The 16,752-nt window shown below is 47.4% G+C and carries 15 protein-coding genes; 6 read left to right on the forward strand and 9 right to left on the reverse strand.

Features of this window, described 5'->3' with window-relative positions:
- Position 1: 1 nt before the first annotated feature.
- Positions 2–1,021: an ADP-ribosylglycohydrolase family protein gene (locus tag ACL9RG_RS06570; protein WP_422791795.1), complete on the forward strand. Its 1,020-nt coding sequence runs from the start codon at positions 2–4 to the stop codon at positions 1,019–1,021.
- The gene (locus tag ACL9RG_RS06575) at positions 1,018–1,983 is read left to right on the forward strand and encodes a PfkB family carbohydrate kinase (RefSeq protein ID WP_422791796.1); all 966 of its coding nucleotides are present in this window, start codon (positions 1,018–1,020) and stop codon (positions 1,981–1,983) included. Before ACL9RG_RS06570 ends, ACL9RG_RS06575 begins: the two co-directional genes overlap by 4 nt.
- 367 nt (positions 1,984–2,350) lie before the next feature.
- On the opposite strand, the gene ACL9RG_RS06580 is transcribed toward ACL9RG_RS06575, so the two are convergent.
- The 7 genes from ACL9RG_RS06580 to rluE all read right to left on the reverse strand — a co-directional run bounded on the left by ACL9RG_RS06580 (position 2,351) and on the right by rluE (position 10,116).
- Positions 2,351–3,112, reverse strand: coding sequence for a GntR family transcriptional regulator (locus tag ACL9RG_RS06580; protein ID WP_422791797.1), 762 nt, complete (start codon positions 3,110–3,112; stop codon positions 2,351–2,353).
- A 202-nt stretch (positions 3,113–3,314) separates the two neighbouring features.
- Positions 3,315–4,682, reverse strand: a complete 1,368-nt coding sequence (gene purB / locus ACL9RG_RS06585; RefSeq protein WP_422791798.1) for an adenylosuccinate lyase — start codon at positions 4,680–4,682, stop codon at positions 3,315–3,317.
- Positions 4,683–4,705: 23 nt separating this feature from the next.
- Positions 4,706–5,332 carry a high frequency lysogenization protein HflD gene (gene hflD / locus ACL9RG_RS06590; RefSeq protein ID WP_422791799.1) on the reverse strand — a complete coding sequence of 209 codons (627 nt, stop codon included), beginning with the start codon at positions 5,330–5,332 and terminating at the stop codon, positions 4,706–4,708.
- Between the two features lie 191 nt (positions 5,333–5,523).
- Positions 5,524–6,633: a tRNA 2-thiouridine(34) synthase MnmA gene (gene mnmA / locus ACL9RG_RS06595; protein WP_422791800.1), complete on the reverse strand. Its 1,110-nt coding sequence runs from the start codon at positions 6,631–6,633 to the stop codon at positions 5,524–5,526.
- Positions 6,634–6,872: 239 nt separating this feature from the next.
- A complete protein-coding gene (locus tag ACL9RG_RS06600) occupies positions 6,873–8,348 on the reverse strand; it encodes a SulP family inorganic anion transporter (protein ID WP_422791801.1) in 1,476 nt (491 codons plus the stop codon).
- Between the two features lie 702 nt (positions 8,349–9,050).
- Entirely contained in the window at positions 9,051–9,497 is a 447-nt protein-coding gene (locus ACL9RG_RS06605; RefSeq protein WP_422791802.1) for an NUDIX hydrolase, read from the reverse strand.
- On the reverse strand, positions 9,490–10,116 hold the full coding sequence (gene rluE, locus ACL9RG_RS06610) for a 23S rRNA pseudouridine(2457) synthase RluE (RefSeq protein WP_422791803.1): 627 nt from the start codon (positions 10,114–10,116) through the stop codon (positions 9,490–9,492). The genes ACL9RG_RS06605 and rluE overlap by 8 nt, the downstream gene beginning before the upstream one ends.
- 132 nt (positions 10,117–10,248) lie before the next feature.
- On the opposite strand from rluE, the gene icd reads away from it, so the two are divergent.
- Both icd and ACL9RG_RS06620 read left to right on the forward strand, forming a co-directional pair.
- Positions 10,249–11,502, forward strand: coding sequence for an NADP-dependent isocitrate dehydrogenase (gene icd / locus ACL9RG_RS06615; RefSeq protein WP_422791804.1), 1,254 nt, complete (start codon positions 10,249–10,251; stop codon positions 11,500–11,502).
- Positions 11,503–11,874: 372 nt separating this feature from the next.
- Positions 11,875–12,678: a polysaccharide lyase family 7 protein gene (locus tag ACL9RG_RS06620; protein WP_422791805.1), complete on the forward strand. Its 804-nt coding sequence runs from the start codon at positions 11,875–11,877 to the stop codon at positions 12,676–12,678.
- Between the two features lie 59 nt (positions 12,679–12,737).
- Here the strand turns inward: ACL9RG_RS06620 and ACL9RG_RS06625 are convergent, their stop codons facing one another.
- Positions 12,738–13,949 carry a styrene monooxygenase/indole monooxygenase family protein gene (locus ACL9RG_RS06625; RefSeq protein ID WP_422791806.1) on the reverse strand — a complete coding sequence of 404 codons (1,212 nt, stop codon included), beginning with the start codon at positions 13,947–13,949 and terminating at the stop codon, positions 12,738–12,740.
- A gap of 283 nt (positions 13,950–14,232) precedes the next feature.
- On the opposite strand from ACL9RG_RS06625, the gene ACL9RG_RS06630 reads away from it, so the two are divergent.
- Complete coding sequence (locus tag ACL9RG_RS06630; RefSeq protein WP_422791807.1) at positions 14,233–15,807, forward strand: diguanylate cyclase; 1,575 nt, start codon at positions 14,233–14,235, stop codon at positions 15,805–15,807.
- A gap of 55 nt (positions 15,808–15,862) precedes the next feature.
- On the opposite strand, the gene ACL9RG_RS06635 is transcribed toward ACL9RG_RS06630, so the two are convergent.
- On the reverse strand, positions 15,863–16,081 hold the full coding sequence (locus tag ACL9RG_RS06635) for a hypothetical protein (RefSeq protein WP_422791808.1): 219 nt from the start codon (positions 16,079–16,081) through the stop codon (positions 15,863–15,865).
- A gap of 355 nt (positions 16,082–16,436) precedes the next feature.
- Here ACL9RG_RS06635 and ACL9RG_RS06640 point away from each other — a divergent pair, with 355 nt between their 5' ends.
- Positions 16,437–16,724 (forward strand): hypothetical protein, encoded by a 288-nt coding sequence (locus tag ACL9RG_RS06640; RefSeq protein ID WP_422791809.1) that lies wholly within the window; start codon positions 16,437–16,439, stop codon positions 16,722–16,724.
- The last annotated feature ends 28 nt before the right edge of the window (positions 16,725–16,752 follow it).

Here is a 16,752-nt window from a genome sequence, read left to right on the forward strand (position 1 = left end):
GATGCAATCGCAAACACAAAAAAACCGTATGTTAGGCGCCTTGTATGGGCAAATGTTGGGTGACGCGCTAGGTATGCCGTCGGAATTGTGGCCACGCGAAAGAGTGAAAAAACATTTTGGCTGGATTGACCGTTTCCTCGATGGCCCGGCTGAAAACAATGCGGCCTGTTATTTTACCGCGGCACAGTTTACTGACGATACCTCAATGGCGTTGGCCTTGGCTGATGCGCTGGTGGAGGCCAATGGGGCAGTGGTACCAGAACTGATTGCCCGGAATGTTATCCGCTGGGTCGATAGCTTTGATGCTTTCAACAAAAATATTTTAGGACCGAGTTCCAAACTGGCGCTCGCTGAACAGAAAAAAGGCGTGGCTATCGACACGCTAGAAAATAATGGTGTAACCAACGGCGCAGCAATGCGCGTTTCGCCGTTAGGCTGCGTACTGCCTTCTGCGCCTTTAGAGCAGTTCTGTCAACAGGTGTGGTTAGCGTCCAGCCCGACACATAAATCGGATATCGCGGTGGCCGGTGCGGTCGTTATCGCTTGGGCAGTATCTAAAGCTATCGAAGGGGCAAGCTGGTCGGAAATCCGTTTGGCATTACCGGACGTTGCTCGCTATGCACAAACTCGCCGTAGCACCACCTTTAGCGCATCGCTGGCGGCGCGTATCGAACTGGCATTTGATGTTATTCACAAATCCACGGGGACTGAAGAAGCCTCTGAGCGGGTTTATCAGCTGGTGGGGGCGGGTGTCAGTACGATTGAATCGGTACCGGCTGCATTGGCGATGGTTGAGCTTGCTGGTACCTGCCCTAACCAGTGCGCTATTCTCTGCGCCAACCTTGGCGGTGATACCGATACGATTGGTGCGATGGCGACGGCAATTTGTGGTGCATTGCAGGGGATTGAAGCATTCAAGGCCGATTATCTCGATGAGTTAAAACGCGTGAACCCGACCGACATGGCCGGATACGCCGACGCCTTTATTCGTTTCCGTCAGCAGTGGCAGGAGGTGGTGTGAATAACCAGCATCGCGATATGTTAAAAACGCTGATGCAAGAGAACTGGCATCAGCAATGTCCGGTGACGTTAGTTGGGGCAGCCATCATGGATATGGTGGCTCACGCCGATGCTTTGCCGGAGCGAGGCGGCGACGTGGCAGCCAGTGTGAAAGGCTTTCATCTTGGTGGCTGCGCACTGAATATCGCGTTAGGTCTCAAACAGTTAGGCATCAAAAGCAGTAACTTGCTACCGATTGGCGAAGGCATGTGGTCCAACCGTCTGCGCGAAGAAATGGCTAAACGCGGTATTGAGTCCGATTTATCCGTCAGCGGTGGTGATAACGGCTGGTGCCTGGCGCTAGTCGAACCAGACGGTGAGCGTACCTTTATCTCTATCGATGGTATCGAAAATGAGTGGCAACCCGAGTGGCTGGTGCAATCGACGCCGCAAACCGGGTTGGTTTATGTCTCCGGCTATCAACTTGGCGCTAAAAAAGGCGGGGTATTGGTTGAATGGCTGCAGCAGTTGCCTGCTGCGGTGCGCGTGGTTGTCGATTTTGGCCCGCGACTCGATACCATGTCACCTGAACTGATTAATGCCTTGATCCGCCCCGGTGTGATTCTGACCTTGAATCAGCGTGAAGCCAACTTGTTGGGTATGCATGATGATGTTGAAGCCTTTAGTCAGCAACTGCATGAAAAAACCCAAGAGCTGGTGGTGATCCGCTGTGGTGAGAAGGGCAGTTATTATTATGGTGGTGAGCAGGATCACTCGTGGATTGCGGCTAAAAAAGTACAAATGGTTGACAGCATTGGCGCGGGTGACAGCCATTGTGCCGGTTTACTGGCCGGATTATCGCTCGGACTCAGCCACTGGCAAAGTATGATGCTGGCGAATAGTGTGGCGGGGTATGTGGTGTCGCAGGCGGGTGGTGATTGCGCCCCAACAATCGCACAACTTTTTGAAAAGGATTTTCTTTGAGGACTTGCGTAGTTTATCGGAAGCCTAATGTTTTCTGTCTGTTGACCTTTAATAGCGCATTTTGTCGGCCAAGTGAACGAATGAGGCTAGGGGAAAGCAGACAAGGACGTCTGCTTTAGGTTGAGCCGGTCAGGGATGCCCGTCTCAACCGACCCGTCCGGCCGAAGCAGTAAGCACGGGCAGTCGCGCAGCGACCCGACAAGCTAAGCGCAGGCGTGGGGTGCATGGGCCTTCGCCTCAAGGCCCTTGCCGGGCGCGTTCGGCAAGGCTGATATATTCCTGTTGAGTAATAAGCGACCGAACGTGCACAGTTACCAATTAATCTCTCAATCTATTCAGCGAGGATTAGAATGCATCAAGTATGCATTTAATCTTCGCTAATAAATTCATACATGTCGCTGCGACAGAAGCTCTCACTGTATTCTATTGGGCGGTTTTGCCCGTCAAACAAGGTTTGTTTGATGATCAAAATTGGCATCGCAGTGCTCAGTTGCAATGATTTCATAGTGTCTTCATCGCTCATGGCGGCGCTAACGCGGCTTTTGAGTGCGCCTAGCTGGATATTGTTATGGCGAAAATAGTCGTAGAGCGATACGCCAATATCTTGCACATCGCCAATAGCATCTTGCACTACGTAGGAAACGGCCACCGACATAGGGCGCTGATCGATATAGTGAACACGCTTTAATTTATACAGCTGAGTGCCTTTGGCTAATGCGAGTTTATTGGCAAGGGCAGTATCGGCGAGCACGGTGTCGCGGCTTATCCATAACGTATCGGGTTTGCGGCCTTGCAACATCACTTCACGCGAGAAACCTTTCATATCGGCGAGTGAATAAGAAAGCTTGGTATCATCGGCTTTTTTGATAAAGGTGCCATAGCCACGCGAACGGCCAATGCACGCTTCCTCTTCTAGCCGAGCCAAAGCTTTGCGCACGGTAATTCTTGAAATCCCCAATATTTCAGTGAACTGGCGTTCGCTGGGCAGGAAATCCCCATCGGATAATATCCCTGCGTCCATTGCCTGACGAATGGAGTCGCTAAAACACAGGTAAAGCGGGGTTGTGCCTGATTCGGCCAGATCCTGCTTCAATTTTTCTAACACACGTTGGTCGGTGTCCACACTCATAAACGGCTGGTTATCCTGTTGCCTGCATTAATGGCTATATCTGAAATGGTTGCATCAAGTGAAAGTACTTTGGCTACATTTTAGAAAGACCGAGTATGAATTGCAGCTTAAATCACTGAGAATTTGTGTCACAAAGCCCAAAAAGTAAAAGGCGACCCGAAGGCCGCCTTAATAATATTCGTTACATCATGGCTGAAACGGCTTAAAGCTCATCCACCATTTTACCCGCGCGGCCAATATAGTTGGCTGGGGTCATGGCTTTCAGGCGCACTTTTTCTTCTTCTGGCAGATCTAAGCCATCGATGAACACTTGCATGCCTTGGGCATCAACACGCTTACCGCGGGTCAGCTCTTTGAGCTTCTCGTAAGGTTTTTCGATGCCGTAACGACGCATTACGGTCTGAATTGGCTCTGCCAGCACTTCCCAGTTACGGTCCAATTCGTCAACCAGGTTCGCTTCGTTAACTTCCAGCTTGCTCACCCCTTTCATGGTGGACTGGTAAGCGATTAACGCATAGCCCAAACCTACGCCGAGGTTACGCAATACTGTGGAGTCGGTCAGGTCACGCTGCCAACGTGAAACCGGCAGTTTGCTTGCCAGGTGTTGCAGCACGGCATTAGACAGGCCCAGATTGCCTTCGGAGTTTTCGAAGTCGATTGGGTTCACTTTATGCGGCATGGTTGAAGAGCCGATTTCGCCAGCAATGGTTTTTTGCTTGAAGTGATTCAGCGCAATGTAACCCCAAATATCGCGGTCGAAGTCGATCAAAATGGTGTTGAAACGTGCGACACAGTCAAACAGTTCGGCGATGTAATCATGCGGCTCGATTTGCGTGGTGTACGGGTTCCAGGTAATACCCAGCGAGGTAACAAACTCTTCGCTGAACTGGTGCCAGTCTACTTCCGGGTAAGCCACGATGTGAGCGTTGTAGTTACCCACGGCACCGTTGATTTTACCGAGGATCTCAACCTGTTGCAGTTGCTTGTACTGGCGGTCCATACGGTAGGCGACGTTGGCGAACTCTTTACCAATAGTCGATGGCGTAGCAGGTTGGCCGTGGGTACGAGACAGCAGTGGAATATCACGATATTGATGCGCCAAGGCTTTAATGGCATCAATGATTTTTAACCAGTATGGCAATACCACATCCTGACGCGCGGTTTCCAACATCAATGCGTGTGACAGGTTATTGATATCTTCTGAGGTGCAGGCAAAGTGAATAAATTCTGAAACGGCGTGCAGGGCAGGGATATCCGCCACTTTTTCTTTCAGGAAGTATTCAACGGCTTTCACATCGTGGTTGGTGGTTTTTTCGATATCTTTAATGCGTTGAGCATCTTTTTCATCGAAATTAGCCACTAACTGGTCAAGGAAAGCGTTTGCGTCAGCATCAAAAGCCGGAACTTCTTTGATTGCTGAACAGGCGGCCAGTTTTTGCAGCCAACGTACTTCAACCTGAACACGGAATTTCAGCAGGCCAAATTCGCTGAAAATAGTGCGCAGCGCGCTGACTTTATCACCGTAGCGTCCATCAACGGGGGAAACGGCGGTCAGTGAGGATAATTCCATCGGTAGCAACTCCAGGGATCTTATTAACAGTGAGCGAGTATACTTTTCGCCTGTTCAAACAAGCGATTGCGAGAAAACATCAGTTGCAGGCGGCCACCGCCAACTTGCTGCCACAGCACCGCAGCGCGGATACCGGTCAACAACAGCGCACGAACTTTCGCTTGAACTTGCGCATTTTGTAAAATGGCAGGCGAACCTACAACTTGAATTCTTGGCCCCGCGGGGCTGACGACATCAACGTAAATACCCGCCAATGCGTTGATAATTGTATCTGATTCTAATTCGTAATGTGCCAATTGACGGTCGAGATGATCGATTCGCTCTCCAAGCTGCTGCATAGAAGATTTTTTGGCATGTAACTTACGTTCTAACACCATCAGGCTTAAGGCATAACGCGTTAACTCAGCACCGGGCCCCTGGCGATTGGCATTGAGCACACCAAGCAAGGTTTCCAACCCCATTTTCAGGTTGCCTTCGTTATTGCCATATACTGCCAAAGTTGATACTGGGTTTGACGCTAACAAACTGTTAAGGCAAACGCTCATCTCTTCTTTAGCACAAGTCCCTTCATGGGCCAGTTGCTGAACTAACCTCGCAGACTGGCAAATTGCTGCCAGCGCCAACGTGATGTCGTAATAGTTTTTGGCCAAGGTTACTCCTGTAAGCGTTATTTAGCTGGCACAATGTCCGGCTACGAATAAGCAAAATTCAAGGCGACGGATCATGCCATAAAATGATGCGTAAACCCAGCGTTGCGCACGGTGGAATGTTCACTTAGCGCCGATGCAGACAAAAAAATAGGGAGCACAAGGCTCCCTATAGCGATGGCAACAGCTCTGGCTTATAGCGCCAAAGGAATACGCTGTTCGATTACACCGCCGCCCAGGCAGATTTCACCGAGGTAAAACACCGCAGATTGGCCGGGAGTGACGGCTGCGACGGGGGCGTCAAAACGCACGTCGATACGCTGGTCATCAAGCGGGGTGATAAGACACGGAATATCTTCCTGACGGTAGCGAGTTTTCACCACGCAACGCAGGGGTTCGCTCAAGGTCTTGCGATCAACCCAATCGAGCTGCTGTGCAATCAATCCTACCGACATCAAGCGTGGATGTTCGTGGCCTTGGGCGACATACAGCACGTTATTCTCGACATCTTTATCTACTGTGTACCAAGGCTCTTCGCCGCCGTCTTTCTGCCCGCCAATACCCAATCCTTTACGTTGACCCAACGTGTGATACATCAAGCCTTGATGCTGGCCCATTAATTGGCCATCAACGCTCTTAATTGGGCCCGGTTGTGCTGGCAGATAACGGCCGAGGAAATCGCGGAATTTACGTTCACCGATAAAGCAGATACCGGTTGAATCTTTCTTCTTTGCGGTTACCAGTTCAAGCTGTTCAGCAATACGGCGTACTTCTGGTTTTTCCAGTTCACCGACCGGGAACAGACTTTGTGCAATCTGCTGGTGGCCTAATGTGTAAAGGAAATAGCTCTGATCTTTATTGCCATCAACGCCGCGCAGTAAATGACTGACGCCATCGATATCCTGTCGGCGCACGTAGTGACCGGTAGCGATATAGTCAGCACCTAAGTCTTCTGCAGCAAATTCCAGGAAGGCTTTAAATTTAATCTCTTTGTTGCACAGAATATCAGGGTTAGGCGTACGGCCCGCTTTGTACTCTTGCAAGAAGTGTTCAAAGACGTTATCCCAATACTCTGCCGCAAAATTGACTGTATGTAATTCAATGCCTAGCTTATCGCAGACCGCTTGCGCATCGGCAAGGTCGGTGGCGGCAGAGCAATATTCTTCATCGTCGTCCTCTTCCCAATTCTTCATAAAGAGTCCCTCGACCTGATACCCCTGTTGTTGCAGCAGGTAAGCAGAGACGGAGGAGTCGACGCCGCCGGACATGCCGACGATCACTTTTTTCTGACTGTTGTCTGACATAGCAGTTCCAAAACTTGAGGTCATAACCCGGTTAACGCAAGACTCACACGAGGATGAAGGCCGCGTGCAAAATCAGGGAAGCGGGAGCGTAAAGCATGAAATAGTGATTTCATGGGCGACTATCTTACTTAAAACACCCTATGACTTAAAACGAAAACTGCTGGAGTGGGGGAACGATAGGTGCCAACTGCCGATATTCCAGCAGTTGGCACCTGTGTTAATAAGGTTCGATCGGGCTTTTATTTTGCCGCTACCGGCCACTGTTGCAGGCTGATGCCGCGTTTACTGGCATCTTCACCGAAATCTTCAAAGACGGCTTTAACGTCAGGGTCAAAATACTCACCATTATTATTATCAACCACAACGACGCTATTTTCCGGAATAGCAGCGAGCAGTTTTTGCAGCTTCGGATTGTGCATAAACGTCAGGTTTTGCTTAATGCGCAAGACATAGTGATCGTCATGACGAGTGAGCTGCAACGCATTACGATGGCTTTTATAGATGCTGTAAATAATCTGGGTTGCGATACCCAGGCCAATACCGGCCAGCATACCAAAGGCAACAATGCCGACGATGGTGGTAATAAAGGGAACAAACTGATGTGCCCCCATGCGGCCCTGTTCAATAAATAATCGCACTGTTGCCAACTTATAGCCGGTATAGAGCAGTACCGCCGCCAGGCTAGCGAGCGGGATGGCATTAAGCAAATCGCTAAACCATAGCCCGCAAATCAGTAACAATACGCCGTGAAGCAGAATGGAGGCTTTAGTTTGCGCCCCCGCGCTGACGTTGACTGAACTCCGTACTATCACAGCTGTAATAGGCATCCCGCCGCAGAAACCGGCGACCAGATTGCCGATACCTTGCGCGCGTATCTCTTTATCCGGTGAGGGGGCAGGGTATTGCGGGCGCAGTTTTTTCAATGCTTCCTGGCTGAGCAGGGTTTCCAGGCTGGCGACTAGCGCTAAGGTAATCGCCACGACATAGACCGAAGGATTACGCCACGCCTGCCAATCTGGACGTTCAAGTCCAGCGGTTAGTGCACTTAGACTGTCAAATTTTGGCAGCGAAATACGCGGTAAATTACTGAAGAACTCAGGCTGCATCCGCTCGCCAAATACCGCCCCAAGACTGCCAAATAACACGGCGACTAAGGGACCTGGCAGCCAACTAAGCGCTTTTACACGCTTAATCATCGGTGTGCTCCACAGCCAGAGAATACCTAATCCACCGGCTGCGATAACGATTGCGGAGGTGGAAAAGTGCGTCTCACTATTAAACAGGCCACTTAGTCCTCCATCACCAGTAGCACCCAAGGCGACGGGGATCTGCTGCATAATTAGCAAAATGCCAATCGCTGCCAACATGCCCTTAATAACACTGCTGGGTACTAGCGTAATAAAACGGCCTGCGCGCACTACACCGAGAATAAATTGCAATACACCAGCGAGGATTAATGCCAATAAGAAAGCAGAGAAGGAACCCAGCGTTTCGATAGCGGCCACCACAATAGTGACTAATCCGGCAGCAGGGCCGCTGACGGCAAAACGAGATGGGCTAAGGGTAGTGACGAGCACGCCGCCTATAACTCCGGTAAGTAGCCCGGCGAAAGGAGGTAAACCACTGGCTTGGGCAATACCCAGACACAAGGGTAAAGCCACCAGAAACACAACGAGGCCGGCAGGGATATCCTGCCGATGTATTCTCAGATTCATGGCATAGTTTCCTCTATTGATTGTTTATAGGTACCTGAATTCCAGGTTATGTTCACAGCCAAAGAGATCCCGCACATATTTCTACGTACTAATAAAAGGATCGTTGCCGTGATAAAAGGGGATTGCATTTCTTAAATGAATATCTCTTAAAGCATGCATGTAATTCAAGATGTTTCTATTGGTAATATATTTTTTTAGATAAATCGTATTAAAAGAAATCAAAATGTCGTTTTATTTTATTGTTATGTATTTTTAAGTAAATTAATAAAATTAACCTTGTAATGGGATGTAAATAATTATAAGCGGCTGACCTTTTTAAATCATGAGGTTGAGGGGCGTGTCTTGGTTTTTTATGAGAAGAAAGTTTTAAATAGAATGAGATAAATAAATATTCATGCCTGCCGGGTATAAGTTAGCGATCTTCTTAATTAAGAATTTACTTATTTTTCTATTTTTTACGAATAACTTTTTTGAATGATTTTTAGTTTTGGGGGATTGAAGGGGGGATAAGAGCTTTAGAGGTATATTAACTATTACATTGCCTGTGAATAGTGGTTATTACTAATAAAATAACTTAGAAGTAGATAAATCATCTTTAGCGATATGAAAAATCAATCTATGAATGGGCTATCTGGCGAGGCGATGTGCTGGAGTATTAGCACATCGCTGAGTCGTAGTTGTCACGGTAAGCAAGAGGAAACATTAGTCTGGTAAGTTAAAATTTACCAACATGCTTAATGGATAGCGGTCAGGCTGTTGGTAACTGCGAATACTTTCAGCGACCAGCGGGGAGCGTAATTGTGATGAGGTGAATATTTCTTCGGCGCTAACCCAGCGGCAACCGTCAATATCACTATCCTGTGGTGATGTTGCAACGATAGCCGGTAAATCAATCACAAAGGCGAAACGCAGAAAAGGCGTATTATCAGGCGCTTGCCACTGATGCAGGCCTAAAAATGCTTGTGGTTCCGCGTGAATGCCAGTTTCTTCCCATAATTCGCGTTTGGCCGCTGCAATCAGAGTTTCGTTAGCCTCAAGATGTCCTGCGGGCTGATTCCAGGTAATTTTTCCTTTGATAGTTTCTTCAACGACTAAAAACTTACCTTCGGCCTGCACAATACAGGCAACGGTCACGTGAGGCTTAAACATCTGTTATCTCCTTCCATTCGCCAGGGGCCAAATCATTGAGGGTCAGCCCGCCCATGCTAAAGCGGATCAGTCGCAGTGTAGGATAGCCTATATGCGCAGTCATGCGGCGGACTTGTCGATTGCGTCCTTCATAAAGCGTTATTTTTAACCAACTCGTAGGAATCGACTTACGTTCCCGAATTGGAGGATGGCGTGGCCATAGCCATTCGGGCTCGGCAACCAACTCGGCACCTGCTGGCAACGTTGGGCCATCTTTTAACGTAATACCATTGCGTAACGCTGATAATGCCGTTTCATCTGGCACGCCTTCAATCTGGACATAATAGATTTTTGCCGTGCGTTTTCCCGGCTGAGTGAGTTTGGCCTGCAATTTACCATCGTTGGTCAACACCAATAGACCTTCGCTGTCTCTGTCGAGACGACCGGCGGCGTACACATCTGTTAACGATATGTAATCCTTGAGGGTTGCTCGTCCGGCCTCATCCGTAAATTGCGGCAATACATCATAAGGCTTGTTGAAAAGCAGTACCTTACGTGGCCCCTTAGGCGTATCACCCGCCTTGGCCGGCGCTTTGCTGAAACGTTTAACGTTGTGATTTTTAACAAAGAAGTTTTTCATAGGCATTGAAGTCGAGGAGAATAAGCGCATTATACTGGAAATCGGTTTCAGATTGGCGGGAACGAAATATTCGCGTAGTATTAGCCCGCATCTTACAAATCATTAACAAATAATGCGCTGAAGGAGAGGTGAATGGAAAGCAAAGTAGTTGTTCCGGCAGAAGGTAAGAAGATTACGGTTGATGCTCAAGGCAAACTGGTCATTCCTAACAATCCAATAATTCCTTTCATCGAGGGTGACGGTATCGGTGTTGACGTTACCCCGGCGATGATCAAAGTTGTGGATGCTGCCGTTAAGAAAGCTTACAAGGACGAGCGTAAAATTTCTTGGATGGAAATTTACACCGGTGAGAAATCTGTCGAACTTTATGGACAAGATGTCTGGTTGCCACAAGAAACGTTAGATCTGATCCGTGATTATCGCGTTGCCATCAAAGGCCCATTGACCACGCCAGTAGGCGGCGGTATTCGTTCTCTGAACGTTGCTCTGCGTCAACAGCTTGACCTCTACATCTGCCTGCGTCCAGTGCGTTATTACACTGGTACCCCAAGCCCAGTTAAACGTCCAGAAGATACCGATATGGTTATCTTCCGTGAGAACTCAGAAGATATCTATGCAGGTATCGAATGGAAAGCTGGTTCTGCTGAAGCAGATAAAGTGATCAAGTTCCTGCAAGATGAAATGGGCGTGAAGAAAATCCGTTTCCCACAAGATTGTGGTATCGGTATCAAGCCTTGTTCTGAAGAAGGAACTAAACGTCTGGTTCGCGCTGCGTTGGAATATACTATTGCCAATGACCGTGATTCTCTGACTCTGGTTCACAAAGGCAACATCATGAAGTTCACCGAAGGTGCCTTTAAAGATTGGGGTTACCAGCTGGCTCGTGACGAGTTTGGCGGCGAGCTGATCGATGGCGGACCTTGGGTTAAAATCAAGAACCCAAACAATGGCAAAGAGATCGTTATCAAAGACGTGATCGCCGATGCGTTCTTGCAACAAATCTTGCTGCGTCCAGCTGAATACGACGTTATCGCTTGTATGAACCTGAACGGCGACTACATCTCTGACGCCCTGGCTGCACAAGTTGGTGGTATCGGTATCGCACCAGGCGCTAACATCGGTTCTGATTGCGCACTGTTCGAAGCAACCCACGGTACTGCACCTAAGTACGCTGGCCAGGATAAAGTGAACCCAGGTTCAATCATTCTGTCTGCAGAAATGATGCTGCGTCACATGGGCTGGTTCGAAGCGGCTGACCTGATTGTTAAAGGCATGGAAGGTGCAATCGCGCACAAAACCGTGACTTATGACTTCGAGCGTCTGATGGATGGCGCTAAACTGCTGAAATGTTCAGAGTTTGGCGACGCTATCGTTAAAAACATGTAATGTTTTAAAAGTGGTGGAGGCCTAAGGCTTCCACCGCTGTTTATCCCTCATCACTCCTTGCTGTGCCATCCTTTACAACGAATACTCCATTCTTGAAGTCCCTACCAATTCCCTTTTTATTTTCTAATTTTGTCGGCTATTTGGCAGCGTAACCCACGTCAGTACCGTCTTATGAATGAGAAAATCTTTCGACAATAGTTGTTACTGTTAACTGGTGTTGGCTAACATGTTAGTTATGTGTTGGTTTTGTTATTTAGTGCTTAAATGCATTAATAGCATCTTAAGTTAAAAATTAAGACGTGAAGTTGAGTTTCCCAACGTGATATCGAAAAATATATTCAGTTGTAATGATTAGAGAAAAGAGGATTGGTTATGTCAGAAAAAATAAAATTCGCTATCCAGCATACTGTGAAATTAATGACGGTTCTCAGTCTTGCCTTCGGTGCTGCTAGTGCATTCGCCGAAGGTTCCAACGATACACCGGGGAAAAACTTCCCGATTTTAGAAGACTCTTATCTTTTACAGTCGTTTGATCATAGTGATAAGGCGAGTGAAGAGCCGATCACCAGTAATCTTAAAAGTACTTATTTCTATAGTAACTGCTATGACTCGACGCATTGCGATTCTCATATCCCGACTGGGGCGACAGTCTTTAAAGTACCGTCTGGGTTTGGGGCGACTGCTCATAGCCATTTCCCTCGGGTCGAGTTGAGAGCAAAACATAACTTCGTCAACGGTGATACATTCAATAATGTTCAGACTGGGTCAGTCTATATCGTTAAAAACCCGTCTACTAAGTCGATCATTTTTGCGCAGATCCACGGTGATAAACCCGGCGGGTCAGAAATGTTCAAATTACGTTGGGAAGGGGGTTCGATTGTCGCAGGTGTAAAAGAGCATTATGGCGATCCTGAGAAAAGAACCATGCTGCTCTCTGGGTTAAATCTGAATGAGAAGATTGACTATAAGCTAGAAGCGAAAGGCGAGCACAACCAGATTAAAGTCACTATTGAAGTGAAGGCTGGAGGGGATTCGAAAAAAGAAACCTTTACCTATCCTGAATCTAGCTGGGATGGCATCAAACTCTATTTCAAAGCGGGTAACTATAATCAGGATGCCAGCAGAGGTTCTGAAGCCGTTGTTGCCTACAGCGCTTTGAATGCCACTTATAAATAAAATAGTTATTGTTAGCCGCTAAAAAAACGGGAGCTTAATCGCTCCCATTTTTATATCTGCTAAATAACTTCTGACCACTTGCCATCGCGCCACCATGGGAATAGGTCGGGCGGGTTATCAAAGGCATTGGTAATTCGGTGAGATAATGATGGTGAGTGCTGCGCTTCGCCAATAATCGACAAGATATGAGGAGCCGGTGGTGCTAACAGACTATTAGTCCACTCGCTTACGTATTGTGCATATTGCCAATACTGTTCGAAGGTTTCATTCATCCACTCTTGTGTGAACGGTTTGTCACGTTGAGCTAAGATAGCATCCAGATAAATATTGCTGGCTTTGGTGGCGCTATTGGCTCCTTGTCCGGTCAATGGATCATTGAGTACCACCGTATCTCCGAGCCCTAAAACCAGTTTGCCGGAGGGAAGCGTCATTACCGGGTGGCGCACTGTTGGCGTGAAGCGGCCATGCAGCGTAGCGTTAAGATCGGTGAGTTCACACTCTTTCGCCCGTTGATATTCATCAGGGAAATAGGTCGATAACAGTGATTTTGCGCGTGCTAAATGTTGCTCGGGCGTTGTGACATCACTCCAGCAGTCGAGAGGACCACCTGGAATAGCTTCAAAAAACATGATGTCGCAAGGGCCGCTGAATGTCAGAGCGGGAATAACAAAGTATTCGCCGGCTCCGGGTAATAAGTTAAAGGAGATTTGCGAATGATCTTGTGTTGGCTGCATGCCGTGGACGTAGGCTAGGGATAGAATACGTTGAGGTTGTGTAAATGTAGATAGCAGCTCATTGGTCGTAAATTGTTGAGTAATCTCACCTTTTCCGCCGGCGAGAATAACCAAGTCATGCTCATCAGCTAAGATTTCAAGCAGATCAATATCAGCTTCTTGAATGACTAACTTGCCACCACGTAATGAGAAGTGCTCCATAAGCGCGGGGAATTTCATGCGCTGATCGACGGCTTTTGCGTGATTATCTAAACGAGCACGCCAGCTAATCAGCGAGTTCTCATGGTTGTGTGGATCGATAACTTTTAAACCGATGCCCTCAATAGGCGGACAGCTATCATCCCATTGCTTAATGCCCAGTTTCTGTTCAATTTCGAGAGATGAATGAAACAGGCATTGGCTCGAGAGAACTTTCCCGTTTCTAATTTCATCACTGTGACGGTTGTTCACCAACGTAACTGGATAACCGTGGTTTTGTAGACCTAGAGCGAGTAATAATCCGGCTTGGCCACCGCCGACGATAGCAATATTGCGCATACTTTTCCTCTTGGATAACTCGCCCAGTTTATGTTCCAGGCAAGATCAGCATTATGCTAACTAAGCCTAGCTTTGAGACCAGAGATAATTAAAGATCAACTTTAGCAAAATACTAAAAAAAGTATTACCAGCCGTTAAATCAGGAATAGGGTGAGTGACAGATGATAACGGCAGTAAATAGTTATTAGTGTTGATTTTATTGATCTGTCGCTATTGTGCCGCTAAGTCATCGGTGTGAGAATGTTTCCTTTGTGATGCTGTAAAGCCTACTGTCCGGGATTTTATGCCGACTTATTCCTTTTTTCGCCTCGATTTACGCCGTCTAATATTGATGTTGGCGGTGATTAGCGTGCTGGTCACTTTAGCCAATAGTTTGTATGCGAGTTATAGCGTACAGCGACGTCTATTGATGAATGATACGCTGGAGGGAAACCGGGTTTACGCCATGAAATTGGCAGGTAGCACAAATCTATTGCTGGAAAGCGCGAACATGCAATTAAGCTACAGCGCCACTCGTTTAGATACTTTTAACAATATCGAGGCATTGGACCATGAAGTCGACAGGCTGGTAAATCAGTCTAGTAGTTTTGACTCGGCATTGATTGCTGACTCGCATGGTAAAGTCCTGTCCGCATCGCCAAGTATCCGCCATCTCGTTGGGACGACGCTGGACTCTCCAGGAGCAAAGAAAGCGCTGGAATTAAAACGTCCGCTACTCACACCGCCTTATCTTGCTCCTGATAACACGCTGAATGTCTATTTATCGACACCAGTATTTACCAAAGATAATCAATATCTTGGTTATATTGTAGGTAATATTTTTCTGACTAAAACGAGTTTCCTTAATCAATTGTTGGCGGCTAATTATTATCGAGACGGTTCTTACATTATGGTGGTCGACGACGATCAGCGGATTCTTTATCACCAACGTATGGACCGTATTGGTAAAATCGCGAATACGCAGGCGATTTTTGATGCGGCTAAGTCATCTCCTGATGGCAGTCTGGAGATGGTGAATTCTGCAGGTAAAACCATGCTTGTAGGCTACGCCACTATGCCCGAGCTTAGTTGGAAAGTGATTACACTCAGCCCACTTGACTCAACGCTCAAACCTTTGGATGGGTTAATGCTGAGTGTTATCATGCATCAGGCACCTCTGACCATTATTACCTTAGCGATCGTTTGGTTCTTAGCACGCTGGATAGCTCAGCCGCTTTGGTTGCTCGCGCGGAGTGCCACTGAAATGGATAAATCAGAAATTTCAGCCAATATCAGAAAAATTGATGCGCATTATTTTGAAGTGACGCAATTAAAACGCGCATTGCTAGTAGGGATAAGCCTGCTTAATAAAAAGATTGGTAAGCTTAAATTTGAAGTACAAACCGATCCGATGACGGGGCTATTTAACCGACGCGGGCTAGCCAGCATGTCGGAACCATTGCACCGTTTAAAGCAAACTATCGCAATCCTCGCCTTAGATATTGATCACTTCAAGCGCATCAACGACACCTTTGGGCATGATGCGGGTGATGATGTTATTCGTCAGGTAGCTGAACAGATTCGTGCTTGTTCTCGCGAAAGTGACATACTTTGTCGTAGCGGAGGAGAGGAGTTCCTGGTGCTATTACTTGATGGTGCACCAGATGTTGCTGAGCAAGTCTCTGAGAGATTACGTTTGAGCATTGAGAGAATGAGAATCTCTGGAATCAGTCCGGTAACCATATCCATTGGTGTGGCTTTCTGGCAGCCGAATAAGGGATCGTTAGAAGCGGTGCTGAAACAAGCAGATGAAGCATTGTATCAGGCTAAGCAGGCTGGGCGTAATCGCGTTGTTATCAGTCAATCAGCTCGAAATTAATAGCGGTATTAGCACCATACCGCTATTTAGATCTTGGGGTATTCAGAGCTAAGGCTTAGCCTTGCGCAGCTTTGGCTTCTTTTTCTTTTTTGGCGGCGGCGGCCATATGGTGCCCCACGGCACAACCTGCAATAGCCCCGATTACTGCATGATGTTTCAGATGGCCAACAGCTCCACCGACCGCTGCGCCTTTAAGGCAACCTTCGGCATGTGCAAAGCTTGTCGCTGACATGAGTACGGCGAACACCAAGGCAGAACAGGATATTTTACCCATCAATTAATTCCCAAAGTATTAAAATAACGTCATCGCAGACCTTGTCATATTTGACGCTAAACTGCCATAACCGGCTCTGTAACTAATTTATGCGAGTGTTACGCTTCGCGGCCTGTAATAACATACCGTTACTAACTAACCCTTATCGTACAAGGCTTAGTGAGGACGTCTGCCTGTTTACAATTAGATATCGACGGTGAGGAAGTTTTCTTTTAGTTGTTGATTGGTTTACTTGAGATTTTGTTTTAAATTGGAAATTTACCGCTGTGCTAAACTTCTAAAAGTGACCGCGTGCGTTTGGATAATATCCTTTCGCCAATTCTTAGGTTTGTTACCAGAACAGAAGGATGTCGCCATGTCTTACCACGATCAATTACAAGCATTAGTCGCTCGCGTTGATGCACTGGAACAGCGTGAAAAGCATCTCATTTATGCCTCCAATGCTTATCAGGCTATTTTGACCACCTTGTTAGGCAATCTCGATAAAAATACGCGGGATAAAGTGATCTCGATGGTTGAGCAGGCCCATAATATTGCCTATGCCAAAGCAAATCTGGAGCAGAAGGGGAATATTTTGGGTGCGGATGATATCACTCAGCGCATTTTCCTCTTTGCACAAGGGCGAGCGGCTGAGTCGAAATAAGCAGGGTGTTAAACCAGATAGCGTTAAT

It is taken from the genome of Rouxiella sp. Mn2063 (assembly GCF_049319665.1).
In the GTDB taxonomy this organism is placed as follows: Bacteria; Pseudomonadota; Gammaproteobacteria; order Enterobacterales; family Enterobacteriaceae; genus JBMOUD01.